Source organism: Buttiauxella sp. WJP83 (assembly GCF_027594725.1).
GTDB classification, from domain to species: domain Bacteria; phylum Pseudomonadota; class Gammaproteobacteria; order Enterobacterales; family Enterobacteriaceae; genus Buttiauxella; species Buttiauxella selenatireducens.
Genome location: NZ_CP110080.1, coordinates 1,011,601 through 1,028,962 on the forward strand (window position 1 = coordinate 1,011,601; position 17,362 = coordinate 1,028,962).

At 53.2% G+C, this 17,362-nt stretch carries 17 protein-coding genes and 1 riboswitch; of the genes, 10 read left to right on the forward strand and 7 right to left on the reverse strand.

The genetic code is table 11. From position 1 onward, the window contains the following. Positions 1–37 precede the first annotated feature (37 nt). The 6 genes from OH773_RS04680 to glmS are packed head-to-tail and all read right to left on the reverse strand — an operon-like array spanning position 38 to position 6,247. Positions 38–355, reverse strand: a complete 318-nt coding sequence (locus OH773_RS04680) for a DUF4387 domain-containing protein (protein ID WP_183270372.1) — start codon at positions 353–355, stop codon at positions 38–40. After that, entirely contained in the window at positions 352–1,722 is a 1,371-nt protein-coding gene (locus tag OH773_RS04685) for an acyclic terpene utilization AtuA family protein (protein WP_183270371.1), read from the reverse strand. The genes OH773_RS04680 and OH773_RS04685 overlap by 4 nt, the downstream gene beginning before the upstream one ends. A gap of 3 nt (positions 1,723–1,725) precedes the next feature. Continuing rightward, positions 1,726–2,967: a methylaspartate ammonia-lyase gene (locus OH773_RS04690; protein ID WP_270145679.1), complete on the reverse strand. Its 1,242-nt coding sequence runs from the start codon at positions 2,965–2,967 to the stop codon at positions 1,726–1,728. Further along, the gene (locus OH773_RS04695; RefSeq protein ID WP_270143471.1) at positions 2,967–4,412 is read right to left on the reverse strand and encodes a methylaspartate mutase subunit E; all 1,446 of its coding nucleotides are present in this window, start codon (positions 4,410–4,412) and stop codon (positions 2,967–2,969) included. The genes OH773_RS04690 and OH773_RS04695 overlap by 1 nt, the downstream gene beginning before the upstream one ends. A gap of 15 nt (positions 4,413–4,427) precedes the next feature. Further along, a complete protein-coding gene (gene glmL, locus OH773_RS04700; protein ID WP_270143473.1) occupies positions 4,428–5,816 on the reverse strand; it encodes a methylaspartate mutase accessory protein GlmL in 1,389 nt (462 codons plus the stop codon). After that, positions 5,816–6,247, reverse strand: a complete 432-nt coding sequence (gene glmS / locus OH773_RS04705) for a methylaspartate mutase subunit S (RefSeq protein WP_270143475.1) — start codon at positions 6,245–6,247, stop codon at positions 5,816–5,818. The genes glmL and glmS overlap by 1 nt, the downstream gene beginning before the upstream one ends. Positions 6,248–6,931: 684 nt before the next feature. Here glmS and cobA point away from each other — a divergent pair. Genes cobA through OH773_RS04720 form a run of 3 tightly spaced genes read left to right on the forward strand, consistent with a single transcriptional unit; the run spans position 6,932 to position 9,494 of the window. Continuing rightward, positions 6,932–7,705: a uroporphyrinogen-III C-methyltransferase gene (gene cobA, locus OH773_RS04710; RefSeq protein ID WP_270143477.1), complete on the forward strand. Its 774-nt coding sequence runs from the start codon at positions 6,932–6,934 to the stop codon at positions 7,703–7,705. Between the two features lie 27 nt (positions 7,706–7,732). After that, positions 7,733–8,806 carry a threonine-phosphate decarboxylase CobD gene (gene cobD / locus OH773_RS04715; RefSeq protein ID WP_270143479.1) on the forward strand — a complete coding sequence of 358 codons (1,074 nt, stop codon included), beginning with the start codon at positions 7,733–7,735 and terminating at the stop codon, positions 8,804–8,806. Then, on the forward strand, positions 8,799–9,494 hold the full coding sequence (locus OH773_RS04720; RefSeq protein WP_270143481.1) for a precorrin-2 dehydrogenase/sirohydrochlorin ferrochelatase family protein: 696 nt from the start codon (positions 8,799–8,801) through the stop codon (positions 9,492–9,494). The genes cobD and OH773_RS04720 overlap by 8 nt, the downstream gene beginning before the upstream one ends. Positions 9,495–9,500: 6 nt before the next feature. Here OH773_RS04720 and OH773_RS04725 read toward each other — a convergent pair whose 3' ends face one another. After that, positions 9,501–10,367: an L-threonine kinase gene (locus OH773_RS04725; RefSeq protein WP_270145681.1), complete on the reverse strand. Its 867-nt coding sequence runs from the start codon at positions 10,365–10,367 to the stop codon at positions 9,501–9,503. A gap of 665 nt (positions 10,368–11,032) precedes the next feature. Beyond that, positions 11,033–11,207: riboswitch (cobalamin riboswitch) on the forward strand. A gap of 96 nt (positions 11,208–11,303) precedes the next feature. Here OH773_RS04725 and OH773_RS04730 point away from each other — a divergent pair. Genes OH773_RS04730 through OH773_RS04760 form a run of 7 tightly spaced genes read left to right on the forward strand, consistent with a single transcriptional unit; the run spans position 11,304 to position 17,339 of the window. Beyond that, a complete protein-coding gene (locus tag OH773_RS04730; protein ID WP_270143483.1) occupies positions 11,304–12,683 on the forward strand; it encodes a cobyrinate a,c-diamide synthase in 1,380 nt (459 codons plus the stop codon). Then, entirely contained in the window at positions 12,680–13,639 is a 960-nt protein-coding gene (cbiB, locus tag OH773_RS04735) for an adenosylcobinamide-phosphate synthase CbiB (RefSeq protein WP_270143485.1), read from the forward strand. The genes OH773_RS04730 and cbiB overlap by 4 nt, the downstream gene beginning before the upstream one ends. A gap of 10 nt (positions 13,640–13,649) precedes the next feature. Beyond that, on the forward strand, positions 13,650–14,279 hold the full coding sequence (locus tag OH773_RS04740; RefSeq protein WP_270143488.1) for a cobalt-precorrin-8 methylmutase: 630 nt from the start codon (positions 13,650–13,652) through the stop codon (positions 14,277–14,279). Next, the gene (gene cbiD / locus OH773_RS04745) at positions 14,279–15,415 is read left to right on the forward strand and encodes a cobalt-precorrin-5B (C(1))-methyltransferase CbiD (RefSeq protein ID WP_270143490.1); all 1,137 of its coding nucleotides are present in this window, start codon (positions 14,279–14,281) and stop codon (positions 15,413–15,415) included. Before OH773_RS04740 ends, cbiD begins: the two co-directional genes overlap by 1 nt. Beyond that, entirely contained in the window at positions 15,409–16,014 is a 606-nt protein-coding gene (cbiE, locus tag OH773_RS04750; protein ID WP_270143492.1) for a precorrin-6y C5,15-methyltransferase (decarboxylating) subunit CbiE, read from the forward strand. Before cbiD ends, cbiE begins: the two co-directional genes overlap by 7 nt. Next, the gene (locus OH773_RS04755; protein ID WP_270143494.1) at positions 16,004–16,573 is read left to right on the forward strand and encodes a decarboxylating cobalt-precorrin-6B (C(15))-methyltransferase; all 570 of its coding nucleotides are present in this window, start codon (positions 16,004–16,006) and stop codon (positions 16,571–16,573) included. Before cbiE ends, OH773_RS04755 begins: the two co-directional genes overlap by 11 nt. Continuing rightward, positions 16,566–17,339, forward strand: coding sequence for a cobalt-precorrin-4 methyltransferase (locus OH773_RS04760; protein WP_270143497.1), 774 nt, complete (start codon positions 16,566–16,568; stop codon positions 17,337–17,339). The genes OH773_RS04755 and OH773_RS04760 overlap by 8 nt, the downstream gene beginning before the upstream one ends. Positions 17,340–17,362: the final 23 nt, after the last annotated feature.

The window sequence follows — 17,362 nt, forward strand, 5'->3', positions numbered from 1 at the left end:
ATCCCGCACACCCATTGATGTTGTTGTATTATTGTTACTACAAGTCGAACTGAATACTTAATAAAGGTGCATGTTGCTGAGCACCATAAACATCATTGTCACCTACGCTTCCTGAAATAATATCGCGCGGCATGACAATCTTTACCGCGTTAGCTGGATCAAACCAGACAATGCGGTGAATAGTTTCAGGCTCGACGTGATATAAATCGGCAATAAGCTGTGGTGTTAATTGCTCAGATGCTTTTACGCGCTGATAGTCTTCCCGGGTTTTAAATAAAATATCTAATACCAGTTCGTACGGTCCGGCGTTTTTGGAACGAATGACCTGCGCCAATGAGCAAATGGACTGTTTCATGCCTGAACTCCTTCTGGCGTCACCTGTTCAATGGAGAAATCAAAACGTAGGTCGTCGTTTGCATCTATCAGGTGATAGATAGAGAACTCATACACCGGCCCAGCCTGAATGTCGGATGGCGAGAACGGGAACGCGAGGTTACCGGCGGTCGCAATGCGATTTTCATAGCCGTAGTGCAGCAGGGTTGAGCGCACCAGCGAACAGACGCTGTTGGCGATATCCTGCGTCGGAGCGACCACGTCCAACAAGATCCCCAGTTCATGTCCGGCTGTTTGCATCGGTTCATGGATACCCATGACGCCGTTTTTGCCATACAGATGGAACGTGATGCGGATACTGTCGTCATTGAGCGAGAGGTTGCTCGCTACGCTGGCTTTGACTTCTTCAAGAATGGTATCAATGCCGGCGATCATGATCGGATCGCGTGTCCCGGCAATGGTCAGGCAACGGAAACCGACCTGACGCGCACCTTCCAGTTTCAGCGCATAAGGCGTTTCTTCATGACGTGAACCGCTGACGTAAACCTCTCCGTCATTAACGGCCTTGAAGCTACAGCCTTTCAGATTCAGCACGCCGCCAGGCCCTGGCAAGAAGTACGGATCGGACTTCTCATACAGCGTGTGTGCCGCAGCGGATGTTTCGGTGAATTTACGCTTAGGATTGAATGTCTTCAGCGTAAAGCCGTGTTCATCAATGATGCCCATGGCGCAGTCCGAACCGGAACCTGGCGTCGCGGCAATGGCCGCACATTCGAGGATCTTCCCGCAGTGCAGCGCCAGCCCTTCATCAAAGCCTTTCATGATAGGCAGCGCGGCGAAACAGGCTGGATCGTAAGCACGTCCGCCTAACACCACCTGCGCACCGGCTTCCAGCGCACGCTGGAAAGGTTCGATGCCCATTTGCGCGACGATGTAAGTACTCTCTTCAATCGCTTCGTGGGTCAGTTCAGGGACAAAATCCAGCGCGGTGATCGCGCCGTTATCCAGTGCCTGATGAACCGTGGCTTTGTCGACATCTGACGGGATCAACGCCATGGAGAAACTTAAATTCTCTTCCTGCGCAATCTCGAGGATTATCTGGCGGCACCATTCCAGGTGCGGTGCAGCACCTGAACCTCCGGCTGTGCCAATGACGACCGGAATGTTGTTTTTAACACCTGCGGTTATCATATAGCGCAGATCGCGTTTCACGCCCGCCCGATCGGTAAAGGGTTTACCTGCCCCGAGGTAGTGGGGGCCAGGATCGGAGGAACCCGCGTCAACAGCAATCAGATCCGGTGACTCTTCCATGGCTTTACGAAAACTCTCTTCCGGGAAGCCATAACCCAGGATAGCCGTCGGTGACAAGATCTTAAATGTGCGTGCCATTTCTCAATCCTTTGTCTGCAGGAGCGCAATAGTGCGGTTCATTTCGTTGAACACAATATTGAGACCTTCATCAAAGCCCATACCTGGCTTAATCAACATGCGCATTGGACGCGCGGCCAGTGCCACGTGAACACAGGTGCGAGCACTGATCTCAGTTTCGTTACAGGTACCGCCTTGATAGGCTTCCATCCCGTGTTTATTGCAATACAGCACGGCGTCAACGATGTTATGAATCCCACCAAGATCTGGCGTTTTGATCTGCACCATGTGGCAACTGCCCGCATCGGTGAAATCGACGATATCCTGGTAGGTATTACACCATTCGTCGGCGACGATCTTCACACCGGAACCCAGACGGGTCAGCTCATTGGTAATGGCAGTCAGCATGAGGATCTGATCCGGTTTGTTACCGGCATCAACAGGGCCTTCAATGTACAGCGGCAGACCCTGGGCTTCTTTCTCAAGGCTGGCGATGTACTCAGCGCAACGCACAGGATCCATATCGAAAATCAGACCGATGGTGCCGTACACGTCAATATGCAGTGTCGGCTGATAGCTCTTGCTGGTGCGCAGCTGCAGAATGCGGTCAGACAACCAGCGCACATACTCGCGCAGTTTTTCGCCATGGAAGCCCAGCTTCTCCTCCACGTTGTTGATCAGCGCATGCGGCAAGACATCCACACCTTTGAGGATCATTTTATCGACAGCGATATAGCGGTCATCACCGCTCTGGCCGAATAATGGAATCGCTTCCGGGACGCATGGCAATTGCCATTCATTACAGACCACTTCCGCTTTGAGACAGCCTGTAGCCAGCGCGGTGGCATCGAGCAGCGCCTGAGAAAGACCATAACGAACGGCGGTATGGAGCAGATGCCCGTCGATCATCAATGTGTCGAAGAAGCGCGCATTCGGCAGGAACGAATCGACATCACGGCCTTCCAGCAACGGTTTGATATGGTCGTTGAGGAACGGAATAAAGTTTTCCGCAAGGAACAGCGGGTCACGGCCGCCAGCCCCTGAATATTGCACCGCCGCACAGTCACCGACAGCCACCGCCCCATTTTCCAGAATCAGCTGTACCGAAACGCATTCCCCCGCCTGACGCACGGCTGTGAAACCCGGTGTGACGGGTTTGCCGGTATAAATGAAGCCGTCGTGACCGGCACCATCTTTAATCGCCTGTTGATCGTCAAAATAAAATGAGGAGTAGCCTGCGGTGAAAAGCGCTTGTTTAATTTTCATCATGGTCTTCCTATTAATTTACTGTGGGATACAGCGTTGATGTCATCAATAACCATCTGGAATGAAGGTTTACGGCCTTCGAATTGCGCACGCTCCGCGACGTAATCACGGTGCAGGGCCAGAATGTCATCCGGCAGCGGAACCGCTCCAGCATCAAGAATACGAATGGCGCCCGCGTTATCGCGCACCGGTAAAATTTTGCCTGCGTTACAAGAGGCTGGGGCGAAAGGCACATCCAGCACGCCAGCTTCAAACGCCAGCACCGTTCCGCGTGCGATATCGCCATTACCCAGCTCGAAGACCTTCTTCAGCACGGCACGCACTTCGCTCTTAATCAGAGAGACTTCCTGATCGACAGCTGGGCACGGTGGGAATTTCTGATCGCTGACCATGTTGAGCATCTGGCGTGAGGCTTTCAGACCCTGGGCGTTAGCCGCAGCCGTTGGGATACCGAAGGCTTCGTGTGGGCTCTTGGTGATCACTTTGGTGGCACCGGCCATACCCGCCACTGCCGCACCCCAGGAGATAATGCCGAAGGCTTTGGATTCATCTTCCGGGAAGCCGCCCATCCACTGGTGGAATACGGTGCTCAGCTCGTAATCATCGAAGCCGTAGTTATAGAAATACTCATGAGACAGTTCGCGCAGCGACTGAATTGCGGCGATATCCTGGGCCAGGCAGCCCACCTGGCCGTAGCCCACGGTAATGGATTTCACGCCCTGTTCCAGCGCCAGCAAACCTTCGATGATCGCCACGGAATGCGACATGAAAGGCGGGATCAGCGTGCCGGTCAGCGGGCCAAATGGTTCGCGGTTAATGCGAATGCCATTTTCTTCGTACAGACCCATCAGACGGTCGCAGTACTGCCAGTCACGGATGGATTTTTCCAGCGTGACGCGTTTGGCGTAAGGGATGTTGTAAGAGATGCCGCCACCTTCGTAGCTGGTAAATCCACTGGCCATCGAGATTTCAGCCAGCAGGCGCGCATCCGGCGTTCCGTGGCGAATTTGTATCGGTTTTTCCAGCGTTTCGGTCAAACGACGGCAGGCAGCCACACCGTGGTTAACAACGGGCAGGCCGTTTAACTTGGATGTCCCGGCTTCAATGGATTTCTGAATCCCGACCGCTGCTTCTTCGTAGCGGTTAAGACGGGTATAGGCATCAATGGTGGAAGGCAGAAGGTCACACTCTTCCTGCAACGTTTTGAGCAGTTCGATGTGCTCATCCATTAAGGCCACGCCCGCACGCGGCTGGCTCAGGGTTTTACCTTCCTGATCGGCCTTCAGCAGGGCATGAGAAAAGCGTTTATTCTCCGGAATGGTTTGCTGGTACTTCACGCCATCTTCAAAGTTCTCAACGTCTTTACCGGTATGCCAGGTCTGGAGGACCTGATGCCGTTCGGTCATGAATTCATCATGGGTTAACTTTTTATTACGGAGTTCCATTCGTTGCAGCCTTATCTATAGGGTTAAACATTGAATGCTGGTGCGAGCGGCAAGCTGCGGATAAAGCCTGGCGACATTTGCCAGCAGCGGAAGCAAGCCTTTTGAATCGCGGTAATATTCAAACTGGGTAGGGAGCAGAATGCGTCTGCCGTCGTCGTCAAGTTCGCGGTATTTCATCCAGTTGTGGATGTCGAACTGGCTGGCACGGGAGAGCCATCCGCCTGAGCCAATCACTCGACGAACGGTGGTCAGGTCGCGTCCCATCTGCAAATCGACGCTTCCCACGCAGGTGCACACCTGTTTTTTGGTGCCTGCATGACGTTCGCTGGCGTAGCCGACACACAGTCCGGCCAGCACGGTGTCGAAATACCGCTCTTCCTCGTTACACGGCAGGTAATCCGGTTGAGCCGCCAGATGTTGCAGATAGCGATAAAAAGCTTCCTGGCGTTGTGGTTGATGCGCGAAGACCACGTTCACCAGTTCCTGGGTGCTTTCACCGACCACCATGGCAGAGACGCGCATCCCCAAATCGCCCTCTACGGTGCGTTTGACGAACGGTTCAGGCACGCCGTGCAGCACGGTGTCAGGAGAAAGGTTATTGGCGCTGGTGGAGTAGACATCGGTTGTGGCGCCGCCCATATCAATCAGCATGAACTCCTTCCACGCGCTGTCGGAATCGCTGATCGCTTTCGCCAACTCGTAGACGGTCCACGGTGTCGGCATCGGCTCCTCGCCCGTTTCCCCCACGATGACGTCCAGACCTTTTCCTTTGACGATACGGGACAAAAACAGATCGCAAATCGCCTGCCGGGCGGCATAAGGATTGGGGTGATCGAGATCGGGCAGAATGTTGTCCACCGTGGTCAGATCTTTATGTCCCAGAATCGACTGTATATCGTCCTGAATGTCGCGGTTTCCGGCGTAGATAATGGCGCAATCCAGGTTCGATTCCGCCAGCGCATGGGCGTTGGCCAGACCGTAACTTTCTTCACCGCCGTCGGTTCCACCGGTAAACAGCAGAATGTCAGGAGGTGAGGTTTCCAGCGCCTTGATATCGTGGCGATTGAGCTTGTACGAGTAGTACTGCGCGATTTTCGCACCCGCTGAGTGGGCGGTCACTTTTGCTGATTCCAGCGTGATTGACGGCACCAGCCCCATAGCGGCAACGGCAAGACCGCCTTTCGCTGATGAGGAGTATTTCAGGGTCACTTCACCGCTGTTCAACAGTGGGCGAGCATCGCTAACATTTAGCACCTTGTTCAGGCTGTTAAAGAAACCGTCAGCCAGATGGTGCGTGGTGGTTGGGGTCAGGACGTGGTTCACCAACGTTAACGCATCCCCCTCCCGAGCAAAGAGGGCTGCCTTGGTCCACGTCGAGCCGATGTCGACAGAGACGATTTGCATCAGAAGGCCTCTTCAAGACAACGTTCGTCAATGTCATTCGCAATCAGGCTACAAACATCTTCGAGATCGCGGCTTGGGGCGAAGACGCGGTTGAAGCCCATCTCTTTGAACTTGGCTTCAATGTCTGCAAAGTCATGTTTGCCGACGACCAGGTTGCCGCCCACATAGAGCAGAATGTCGCCAATTCCGCGTTCAATACAACGCTCGCGCAGACCCAGGCAGTCGATGTCACCGTGCCCATAAATTGACGACACCACAATGGCATCGGCACCCGTTTCGATAGCGGCATCAATGTATTCGTCCTGGCTTACCATTACCCCCAGATTGATTACGCGAAAATCATGGGCAGTAAAAACGCGATCCAAAACTTTATTGCCTACCGCATGGCAGTCAGCACCAATGACGCCAATAACAAGTGTTGATTTTTTCATTAATAATCCTCTGTAGGGCTGATAATCAGAAAGTAAGAACTATTGCTATTATTTATTGCGCAGGTTGATTGCGCCTTTTAACTGGGCTGGAGTTTCTTTTCCTGGCGAGATTGATGCAATTGATCTATTTTCAGAATATCTTTCGTAAAATGATTGTCTTGTAATCGCTGTTTTAAATTCCCATTAAAATCAATATGTTGAGATTGTTTTTTGTATGGTTTTTAATATTTAAATTATAATTGTCAGTGGGTTTGTTTTCATGTTTGTGAGCTGAGTCTTATTTTGTATTTAATTCAAATGTTGTTATGATTAATAACGAATTAAGAAAGCTCTTTAAGTGGAAGTGTGAATTCCTTAACGGATTTTTAAGTGTTAAGTGTGTACCTGAATGTACGGTGAATTAGGTGGTAGATTAAATTAACTTATTCAGTTAATAGAATGTTAATATTAATGAGGTGTTTTATTGCAATGAATGCCCAATGCATCAAATTAATAACTAATATTAATGCCCATCACTATTTTTCATTTTCTGATATTTATGTATAACCTCTTTCTGTAAAGTCAATAAATAATGAGAAGCACATCAAGTATTTTTAACGGTGACTCCTGAATAATATGTGGGAATTTAATCGCCAAATTATGATGTTGGAGTTTTTTTTTAAACTTATCATTTAGGAAGATTCTATGAATGAAGGGAAAGTCTGGCTTGTTGGTGCTGGCCCCGGTGATGTTTCTTTAATTACCGTAAAAGGGTTATATGCGATTCGTCACGCAGAAGTGATTGTTTACGACCGTTTGGTTAACCCTGAACTATTAAGACAGGCTCCGGAAGACTGTCTCTTGATTAACGTTGGGAAGAACCCTAATCACCACCCAATTCCCCAGGACGAAATTAATGCCATCCTGGTGGAATATGCCCGGCAGAACAAACAGGTTGTCCGTCTAAAAGGCGGTGACCCGTATGTTTTTGGTCGTGGTGCTGAAGAAGTGGAACAATTGGCAAAAGAGGGGCTGGCATTCGAGGTTGTACCGGGTATCAGTTCCGCTATTGGTGGCCTGGTTTACGCGGGGATCCCGGTGACGCACCGCGATTACGCCTCCAGCTTCCATGTTATTACCGGACACATGTGTCAGGGGAATGACCCGCAAAACTGGCATGCTTTTGCACAGCTCGACGGTACGCTGGTTATCCTGATGGGCATGACCAGGCTGGTAGAAATATGCCAGCAATTAATGGCCGGCGGAAAGTCTGCGGATACGCCAGCCGCCGTGGTGATGTATGCCAGCCAGACGCGCCAGCAGGTTGCGCGTGGAACGCTTGCCACGATTCACCTCGAAGTCGAGCGCCAACAACTTCATGCCCCCGCACTGATCGTTATTGGTGACGTTGTGAATCTGCATGATGTCCTGGCATTTTCGGCTACGCAGCTGGAAATTGACCAGGAATTTGTCTGCTAATGCGCTGGTTTTCTGTGAGGCAGACCCATGAGTGAACATGGCGGGAACAGTGTCGAAGTCGCACAACAACTCGGTATTGCCCCAGAATCCCTGCTGGATTTCAGCGCAAATATCAATCCTCTTGGTTTATCAGAGCGCGTCAAATCGCTGATTATTTCTCATCTGGATGTTATTGAGCGCTATCCGGATATTGAATATCGCCACCTTCATCAGGCGCTGGCAATGGCCAATCAGTGTGATGTTGAGCAGGTGATGGCCGGAAACGGTGCCACGGAGCTGATTTATGGCCTGGTGCGGGCGTTATCGCCACGTCGCGCAATGCTTTTGGTGCCCGGTTTTGCTGAATACCGCCGGGCACTGGTGCAGCATGGCTGCGAGGTCATTGAATATCGGTTAAATGAGGAGCAGGGCTTTCAGCCGGATAGACAGCTTCTCGAGGCCGTTCGTCAACGAAGGCCTGACTGTCTGTTTATTGCCACGCCGAATAACCCAACAGGATTGATGCCTGAACCTCAACTGTTAATCGAGCTGGCGGAATTGTGTGAAACGCTCCAGATAGCGCTGATCGTTGATGAAGCTTTTATTGATTTTCTTCCCCATGGATCAAACCTGGCCTTACGTTTGACGCACTCGCGTTATCTCTACCTGCTGCGTTCGCTGACCAAATTTTTTGCCATCCCAGGCCTTCGTCTGGGCTATTTGCTCAGTGGTAACAGGGCGAGAATCCGTCAGCTGAAAAATAACCGCGAGCCCTGGTCGGTCAATGCGCTCTCGTCACTCGTCGGCCAGTACCTGCTTAATGATGACGATTATATTAACGTCAGCCATAAGTATATTGCCCGGCAGCGGGATTATTTATGGCAGGCCTTGAGCCAGTTTGCGTCGTTGATTGTCTGGAAGCCGACAGCTAACTACCTGTTTTTCAGATGTATCAAAAAAGATATTGATCTGAAGGCTGCGCTGTTAGCGCATCGTATTTTGATTCGCCACTGTGAAAATTATCCCGGTCTTGATAGCAGTTACTTTCGTGTGGCAGTGCGTACGGAAGATGAAAACAGGGCGTTGATTCAGGCGTTAACCCAGATATTAACGCGTGACTGACACTATCAGCCGGGCATATTTACCCCCAACGAAAACACACGCCACGATGGACTACTTTCCCATATTTTGTGATTTGAAAGACAAGCGCTGTTTGATTGTGGGCGGCGGCCAGGTTGCCACCCATAAAGCCCGTGGCCTGTTGCAGGCGGGGGCGACGTTGCGTCTGGTCGCACCGTCGATCACTTCTGAGCTCGAGCAGCTTTGTGCCGAACACGATATCGAGTGGCTCCAGGTTCCATTGATAAAACAGCATCTTAAAGGATGTTGGCTGGCGATCGCGGCAACCAATGACGCCGCGGTTAACCGTCAGCTCAGTCAGTGGGCAACGGCTGAACAGATATTCTGTAATTGTGTTGATGACCCTTCGTGCGCATCATTTATTACCCCTGCCATTATCGATTGCTCTCCGGTGATCGTTGCCGTGAGTTGTGGTGGCAATGCGCCGGTTTACAGCAAAATCCTCAAACAACACCTGTCTGAGCAGCTTCCTGCTGGTATGCGTGAGATGGTGTTGCTGGCGGGTGTGTTGCGGGAGCGGGTTAATCAATCTTGTGATAGCCGCGAGAGAAAACGGGCATTCTGGACGACGTTTTTTCAGCATGCGCCCCTGCGGCAGGCCGTGTCAGAGAACAATACTGCTGAAATTCACCGGCAGGTGGAGAGCCTTTTCCAGAACGCTTTTTATTAACCGCGATTACTGCAAGCTCGCGCCGCCCTCGACCATCTTCAGCAAGTGATGCACCGGCCAGTGCTGGTTTAAGCGTGATTCCGTCAATAATCCTTTCACCCGATCAACGTCATGTTTGTTGCGGTCCAGCAGTAGCCCCACCACGCTTCCACTGTGAGCGACATTGATACCGTAGAGATCGCACTTTTCTACCAGTGATAACAAAGCCTTAAACTCGGGTTTGGGCAGAATATTCTGGCTCGCCTGCGCGCTAAGCGTTGCGCCTTCGCCCATCAGTCGCGGATTGTTCTGCTCACAGGCTTGCTGAATTTTCTCCCAGGCCGTCTCCAGAGCGGTGACCTGTTTTTGCAGCAAAGTGTTTCTCTCCATGCGGTGATAATCTTCGGTACGCAACGTTAATGGGCTTTCAAGCACCAGCAGATCCAGCTCCGGTTGCGGGTGACAGGCGATACGTGTGGTCCCTTTGTTATGATCGAACAGCGACAGGCTGCGAAAAATAGTGCTGTCGGTGGGTTCGAGTGAAACACACAACGCCGCCAGCGTCTCTTCACCGAGTTCATGACCTAAATAATGGGCGGTGGCGAGCGCCGTGGCGGCAATATCCGCAGTGCTACTGGCCATCCCTTTGGCGACCGGAATAGTCGAGTGACGCTCAATACGAATTTCACGGCTCAGATCTGCAGGATAGTGCCAGTGAGAAAGAAGCTGTTTCACCATGGCGCGTGAGAGAGGAAGTTCATTCGCCAGCGGGGCACCGGTGGTGACTTCAACGGTGCTGTACCAGTCCACAGGACAGGACACCAGCTTTTCGCTGCCGAGGATCCACCCCTGGATGAGTTCGCCGCAGGATGCGGGGCATTGGGCTATTGCCACGTTCACCACCTCGTTTATCTCCTTCATACATCAAGCTGCCATCTTGCTACGACTCGAATTATTTTGGGGATAGTTAATTAGAATTTGCGCGATAGTGACACGGCACTAAATGGCTTTTATTGATTTGCCACAATATAGCTTCAACCTCCATTTTAGCAATAAAAATAAATATCACATTGAATGCGTAATATATGTACCGACAGGGTTTGTATTTATTATTTGATTTATTTTCATATTATTGTGATTTATTTTCATATTATTGTGATTTATTTTCATGAAGTTATTGGAATATTTATGGCAACTATTTTGACGTTTAAAAATGTGCGGGAAGTGGGTTTTGTTATTGCATGAACAAAAAGGCTATTAATTGTGGAGTGTGTCAAAGTAAGCAAATTTAATTGGTCTGATAAATTGTCGTAGCGCAAGAATTTAATTCGTTAGTGGCTATAACCTGTGTCGAGTTTTTATTTGGTGATGTTCTGAAGCGTTTTTAAATTATGTCTCTATACCCGTCATCCTTCAAGTTGCAGGGGTGTTGGCTGCACTCTCAAACCCCAGTCACTTACTTTAGTAAGCTCCTGGGGATTTGCTCCCTTGCCGCCTACCTGCAACTCGAATGATAAAGGGTATATGTATGAAGAAGCGTGAATTAATTCCATGCGCGACTAACTGTAATGCTAACTGATATACCACATTGTGTGGTTGGGAAGGGGGTTTAAATCCCCCGCAGCCCCCGCTGCTGTGATGCTGACGAACCCGTAATGCCACTGATCGCAAGATTGGGAAGGGCGGGTGAGAGTGACGCTAAGCCAGAAGACCAGTCTGTTAGCCAAAAACAACAACTTCGGTGGGAAGTGGGTTGCTCAGATGCGTCTGGTCGAAAGACCGGGTAACCGCACTTCCTGACAGCCCAACCACCCAAAACAGGATTGGGGTATGGCAGTCAGGAAACGGACATTCATTCTTGCAGGCACCTCCAGCGGATGTGGAAAAACCACGGTCACGCTGGGTTTGCTTAGCCTCCTCAAACAGCGCGGATTGCGCGTTCAGCCTTGCAAAGTTGGGCCTGATTACCTTGATACCGGTTGGCATAGCGCCGTAACCGGCACGAGCTCCCTGAATCTTGACCGCTTTATGTTGCCCGTCTTCACGTTAAATGCCCTGTTTGCCGAGCGTATGCAGCATGCGGATATTGCGGTGATTGAAGGCGTGATGGGGCTGTTCGATGGCTATGGCACCGATCCTGATTATTGCAGCACGGCGGGAATGGCAAAACAGCTTAACTGCCCGGTCATTCTTCTGGTTGACGGTAAAGCCGTCTCGACGTCGATTGCCGCCACCGTCATGGGGTTTCAACGTTTTGATCCTGCGTTGCCGCTGGCGGGTGTGATCGTCAACCGCGTCAATAGCGAAAGCCATTATCAGCTCCTGAAAAGCGCGATTGAACGCTACTGCAACGTGCCGGTATTGGGCTACGTTCCCCGCGTGGAAGGGGTTTCGCTACCTGAAAGGCATCTGGGGTTGGTGACCGCACGCGAGTCCGTAGTCAATTCGCAGCCATGGACAGACTTCGCCAGGGTGCTGGAAAACACGCTGGATATTGACCAGCTGCTGGCACTGAGCGTCTGCGATGTGCTTCCTTCAGGAGCGTGGCCCGAATTACCGTCTGCAGATTGCGGCAAAGGATTAACGCTGGCACTGGCGGATGACGAGGCGTTTAACTTCTACTACGCCGACAACATTTCCCTTCTTGAACGCGCAGGCGTGCGCATCGTGCGCTTCAGCCCCCTGCATGACAGCCAGTTGCCGGAATGCCAGATGATCTGGTTCGGTGGCGGCTACCCGGAACTCCACGCGCAGAAGTTGTCCGCCAATCATGCCATGCGCGCACAAATCCTGGCGGCTCATCAACAGGGCGTGGCGATTTATGGCGAATGCGGCGGGTTGATGTACCTCGGAAGCTCACTGCAAGACAGCCACGGCGTGACTTATCCGATGGTCGGCGCTATCCCCGGCCATAGCGCGATGGGCAAAAAGCTAACCCGCTTTGGCTACTGTGAAAGCCGTGCGCTGGTGCCAACGTTGCTGGCCGACGCAGGCGAAACGCTGCGGGGCCACGAGTTTCATTATTCAGATTTTACGCCGGAAACCCCGGCGGTCATGGCGAGCAGTAAAACCCGCGACGGCGCGGTTCTTCAGACGTGGTCGGGTGGCTGGCAGGTGGGAAATACCTTCGCCAGCTACCTGCATATTCATTTTGCCCAGCGTCCAACACTGCTGAAGCGCTGGATCAGCGCGGCCAGGAGGGCGAGATGACGCTACTGGCCTGGGCGGTTGCGTGGATGCTGGATTATCTGCTGGGCGATCCTCATCACTGGCCGCATCCGGTGCGCTGGATTGGCGCGCTGATTACCTTTGTACAACGACTCGTCAGACGCTGCTGTCGCAGCGAAACCGCCTTGACCCTCGGCGGCGGGGTGATGTGGCTGAGCGTTGTGGGGATCACATGGGGCGTGGCGTGGGGCGTGCTGCATGTTGCCAATGCTATACACCCAGGCCTCAAGTGGGTTGTCGAAGTGTGGATGATTTTCACCGTGCTGGCTGCCCGCAGTCTGGATGACGCCGCGCGTGACGTTGAGCAGCCGTTACGTGCAGGCAACCTTAAAGAAAGCCGCAAAAAACTCGCCTGGATAGTCGGGCGGGACACCTCTCAATTGCACATGCCGCAAATCAATCGTGCCGTGGTGGAAACCGTCGCGGAGAACACCGTGGATGGCGTGATTGCGCCGCTGTTTTTCCTGCTGCTGGGCGGAGCGCCACTGGCAATGGCCTATAAAGCCGTCAATACGCTGGATTCAATGGTGGGCTACAAACACGAAAAATACCGCGCGATTGGCAAAGTCAGCGCGCGAATGGACGACCTCGCCAACTTCATCCCGGCGCGTATCAGCTGGTTATTACTGAGCCTGGCCGCATGGGTGTGCCGGAAAAATGCCGTGGACGCGCTGCGTATTGGCTGGCGCGATCGTTATAACCACAGCAGCCCCAACTGCGGTTGGTCTGAGGCCACGGTAGCAGGGGCGTTAGGGATCCGTCTGGGCGGGCCGAATGAATACTTTGGGCAACGGATTGATAAACCCTGGCTCGGGGACGCGTCCCGCGAGATAGCCGTTGACGATATTTCAGGAACGATTCAATTGATGTGGGTGGCTTCCACGTTGGCGCTGATGCTGTTTGCGCTGGTGCGGGTTATCTGGTCTGGGGCTTTCTAAGGGCAATATGATGAATTACATACAACAACCACAAGCGATTGAAACCAAAAGTTTCGAGATTATCGGCGAGATCGTGCGGGAAACCCGGCCGGAATACCGTTTTGCCAGCGAGCTGCATGAAGCGGTGATTAAACGGGTCATCCATACCACGGCAGATTTCGACTGGCTGGATATCTTATGGTTTTCCGAACATGCGCTCGACCACCTGTGCGACGCGTTGCGCAGTGGCTGCACGGTTTATACGGACACCACCATGGCGCTCTCCGGCATCAATAAATCGCTGTTGGCCAGTTTCGGGGGCGAGTGCCGTTGCTATATCAGCGATCCCCACGTGGTGCGCCAGGCGAAAGAGCAGGGAATAACGCGTTCCATGGCGGCGGTGGATCTGGCGCTGGAAGAGGAAGGCGAGAAGATCTTTGTTTTTGGTAACGCCCCAACCGCACTGTTCCGCTTGCTGGAAAAAGAGACTCCGGTTCGCGGTGTGGTTGGCGTTCCGGTGGGGTTCGTCGGTGCAGAGGAGTCAAAAGAGGCGCTCACGACCAGCCCTCTGCCAGCCATTGCGGCGCGGGGGCGCAAAGGGGGAAGTAACGTCGCGGCCGCCATCGTCAATGCCATGCTCTACCACATGCGGGAGGCGTGATGAGCGACTCCTTCGATGCGCCGGTGTGGCATAACGGCAAAGCGTTACGCAAAGGCTATACCACCGGCTCCTGCGCGACGGCGGCAGCAAAAGTCGCGGCGTTAATGGTCCTGCGCCAGCACCTGATTCATCAGGTTTCGATTACGACGCCTTCCGGCGTGACGCTGTGTCTGAATGTGGAATCGCCGCAAATCGAAGGGCAGCAAGCCGTTGCCGCCATCCGTAAAGACGGTGGTGATGATATTGACGCCACGCACGGCATGCTGATTTTCGCCCGAGTCGCGCTGAATGATTCTGGTGAGATAACCCTTTGCGGCGGCGAAGGTGTAGGAAAAGTCACGCGTAAAGGTATCGGCCTGCCGGTCGGAAGCGCTGCTATCAACCGGACACCGCGCCAGACGATCGAGTCAGCTGTACGTGAAGTGATTGGGCCATCGCGTGGCGCGAGTGTGGAGATCTTCGCCCCCGAAGGGGAGATCCGGGCACAAAAAACCTATAACGCTCGGCTGGGCGTGATCGGCGGGATCTCTATTATTGGCACCACGGGCATTGTGACCCCGATGTCAGAAGAGAGCTGGAAGCGTTCGCTGGCGCTGGAACTGGAGTTGAAGCGCGCCGCAGGGCTGGATCGCATCGTGATGGTGCCGGGCAATCATGGCGAACGTTTTGTACGCGAACAGCTTGGGGTGGATAGCCAGTCCATCGTCACCATGAGCAACTTTGTGGGTTACATGATTTCGGAAGCGGTGCGCCTCGGGTTCCGTCACATCGTGCTGGTCGGGCATCCGGGGAAGCTTATCAAGGTCGCTGCCGGGATATTTCACACCCATAGCCATATTGCCGACGCCCGCATGGAAACGCTGGTCGCGCACCTGGCCCTACTTCACGCGCCTTACGAATTGCTGACCGCCGTCAGCCAATGCGACACCACCGAGGCGGCGCAAGAGCACATAGATGCCTGGGGTTTTCAGCACATCTATAACCACCTTGCCGAACGCATTTGTCTGCGTGTTGGCCAGACGCTGCGTTTTACGAACCATCCGCCTGTTTGTGATGCCGTGATGTTCTCTTTTGATAACCAACTGTTGGGCAGTAATCGTCCGTTGCAGGACATCGCGGAGGAATTGCAATGTTAACCGTTGTGGGGATGGGGCCTGCGGGCCTGCATCTGATGACGCCCGTTGCCCGCCAGGCTGTCGCTGACGCTGAATTTCTGGTCGGCGGGAAGCGCCATCTGGCGCAGTTCCCTGATTTCTGCGGCGAAACGCGTGAACTGGATGCCGACATCCCCGGTTTACTCGACTGGCTTGAGCGCCGGTTATCGCACCGCGTGGTGGTGTTGGCTTCCGGCGACCCGCTGTTTTATGGCATTGGCACGCGGTTGGTCGCGCATTTCGGACTTGAGCGCGTGCAGGTGATCCCAGGGATCAGCGCGGTGCAATATCTGTGCGCCAAAACCGGCATTGATATGAATGACATTTGGTTGACCAGCAGCCACGGCAGAACAGTCGATTTCGATGCGCTGATTCGCCAGCACAAAGTGGCGATGGTGACAGATAAATTGTGTGGCCCACGAGAAATTGCCGCTGAGCTTAACGCCAGAGGTGCCGGGCAACGCTGGCTGGTGATCGGTGAAAACCTGGCGATGGAAAATGAACGCATCCACCGGCTGCGCGCCTGTGATGTCCGAGCTGAGTACGACATGAATGTCCTGGTGATCCTCAATGAAAGATGAGCTGTTTTTACGCGGGGCAAAAGTCCCGATGACCAAGGAAGTGGTGCGGACGTTGGCTCTCGCCAGGCTGGATTTACATCGGGCCAGCCATTTAATTGATGTTGGCGCAGGCACGGGCAGTGTCTCAATTGAAGCCGCGCTCGGCCACCCTGAACTTCGGGTGACAGCAATCGAACGAAACCCTACGGCGCTGACGCTGCTGGCGGAAAACCGCCGCCATTTTGATTGCCGGAATATTGAGATTATCGCCGGTGAAGCCCCGATGGCGCAGGGGGAAAAGGCCGACGCTATTTTTATCGGCGGCAGCGGCGGCAACCTGACGCAGTTAATTGACTGGGCGTTGAACCAGCTCTGCCCGGAGGGGCGCCTGGTGCTGACGTTTATCCTTCAGGAGAACCTATCCGCCGCACTCAATCATCTCTCTTCCCGCGGCATTCACGATTTTGATTGCCTTCAGTTGCAGATTTCCGAGTTAACCCCACTGGGGAACGGGCATTACTTCAAACCCAATAACCCCACTTTTATGATTTCCTGCCAGAAGGAAAAAAATCATGGCTAAGACTTTTGATCCCCGCAGCGTTTGGTTTGTTGGCGCGGGACCCGGTGACCGTGAACTGATTACGCTCAAAGGCTACCGTTTGCTGCAAGAAGCGCAGGTGGTGATTTACGCCGGGTCGCTCATCAACACTGAGCTGCTGGAATATTGCTCGAAAGAAACGCAGTGCCACGACAGCGCGGAGCTGCACCTGACACAAATTATCGACCTGATGGAAGAAGGGATTAAAGCCGGTAAAACGGTCGTCCGTCTGCAAACCGGCGATGTGTCGCTCTACGGGTCAGTTCGCGAACAAGGCGAAGTGCTGGCGAGCCGTGGTATCCCGTGGCAGGTGGTGCCGGGCGTCAGTGCTTTCCTGGGCGCGGCGGCGGAGCTGGGTGTCGAGTACACGGTGCCTGAAGTTTCGCAAAGCCTGATCATCACGCGTCTGGAAGGGCGCACGCCCGTGCCGGCGCTTGAGCAGATTGAATTGTTCGCCAGCCACCAGACATCCATGGCGATTTACCTCTCCGTTCAACGCATCCACCGCGTCGCCGAAAGGCTGATTGAGGGCGGATATCCCGCTGCGACGCCAGTCGCGGTTGTCTATAAGGCGACCTGGCCGGAAAGCATGACCGTGCGCGGTACCCTAGCCGATATTGGCGACAAAGTCCGTGACGCGGGGATTCGCAAAACCGCGCTGATTCTGGTCGGCGCGTTCCTCGGCGAAGAGTTCCATTATTCGCGGCTGTATGCCGCAGATTTCAGCCATGAATACCGTAAAGCCTGAGTTAATCACACTGGGAGTTTCAC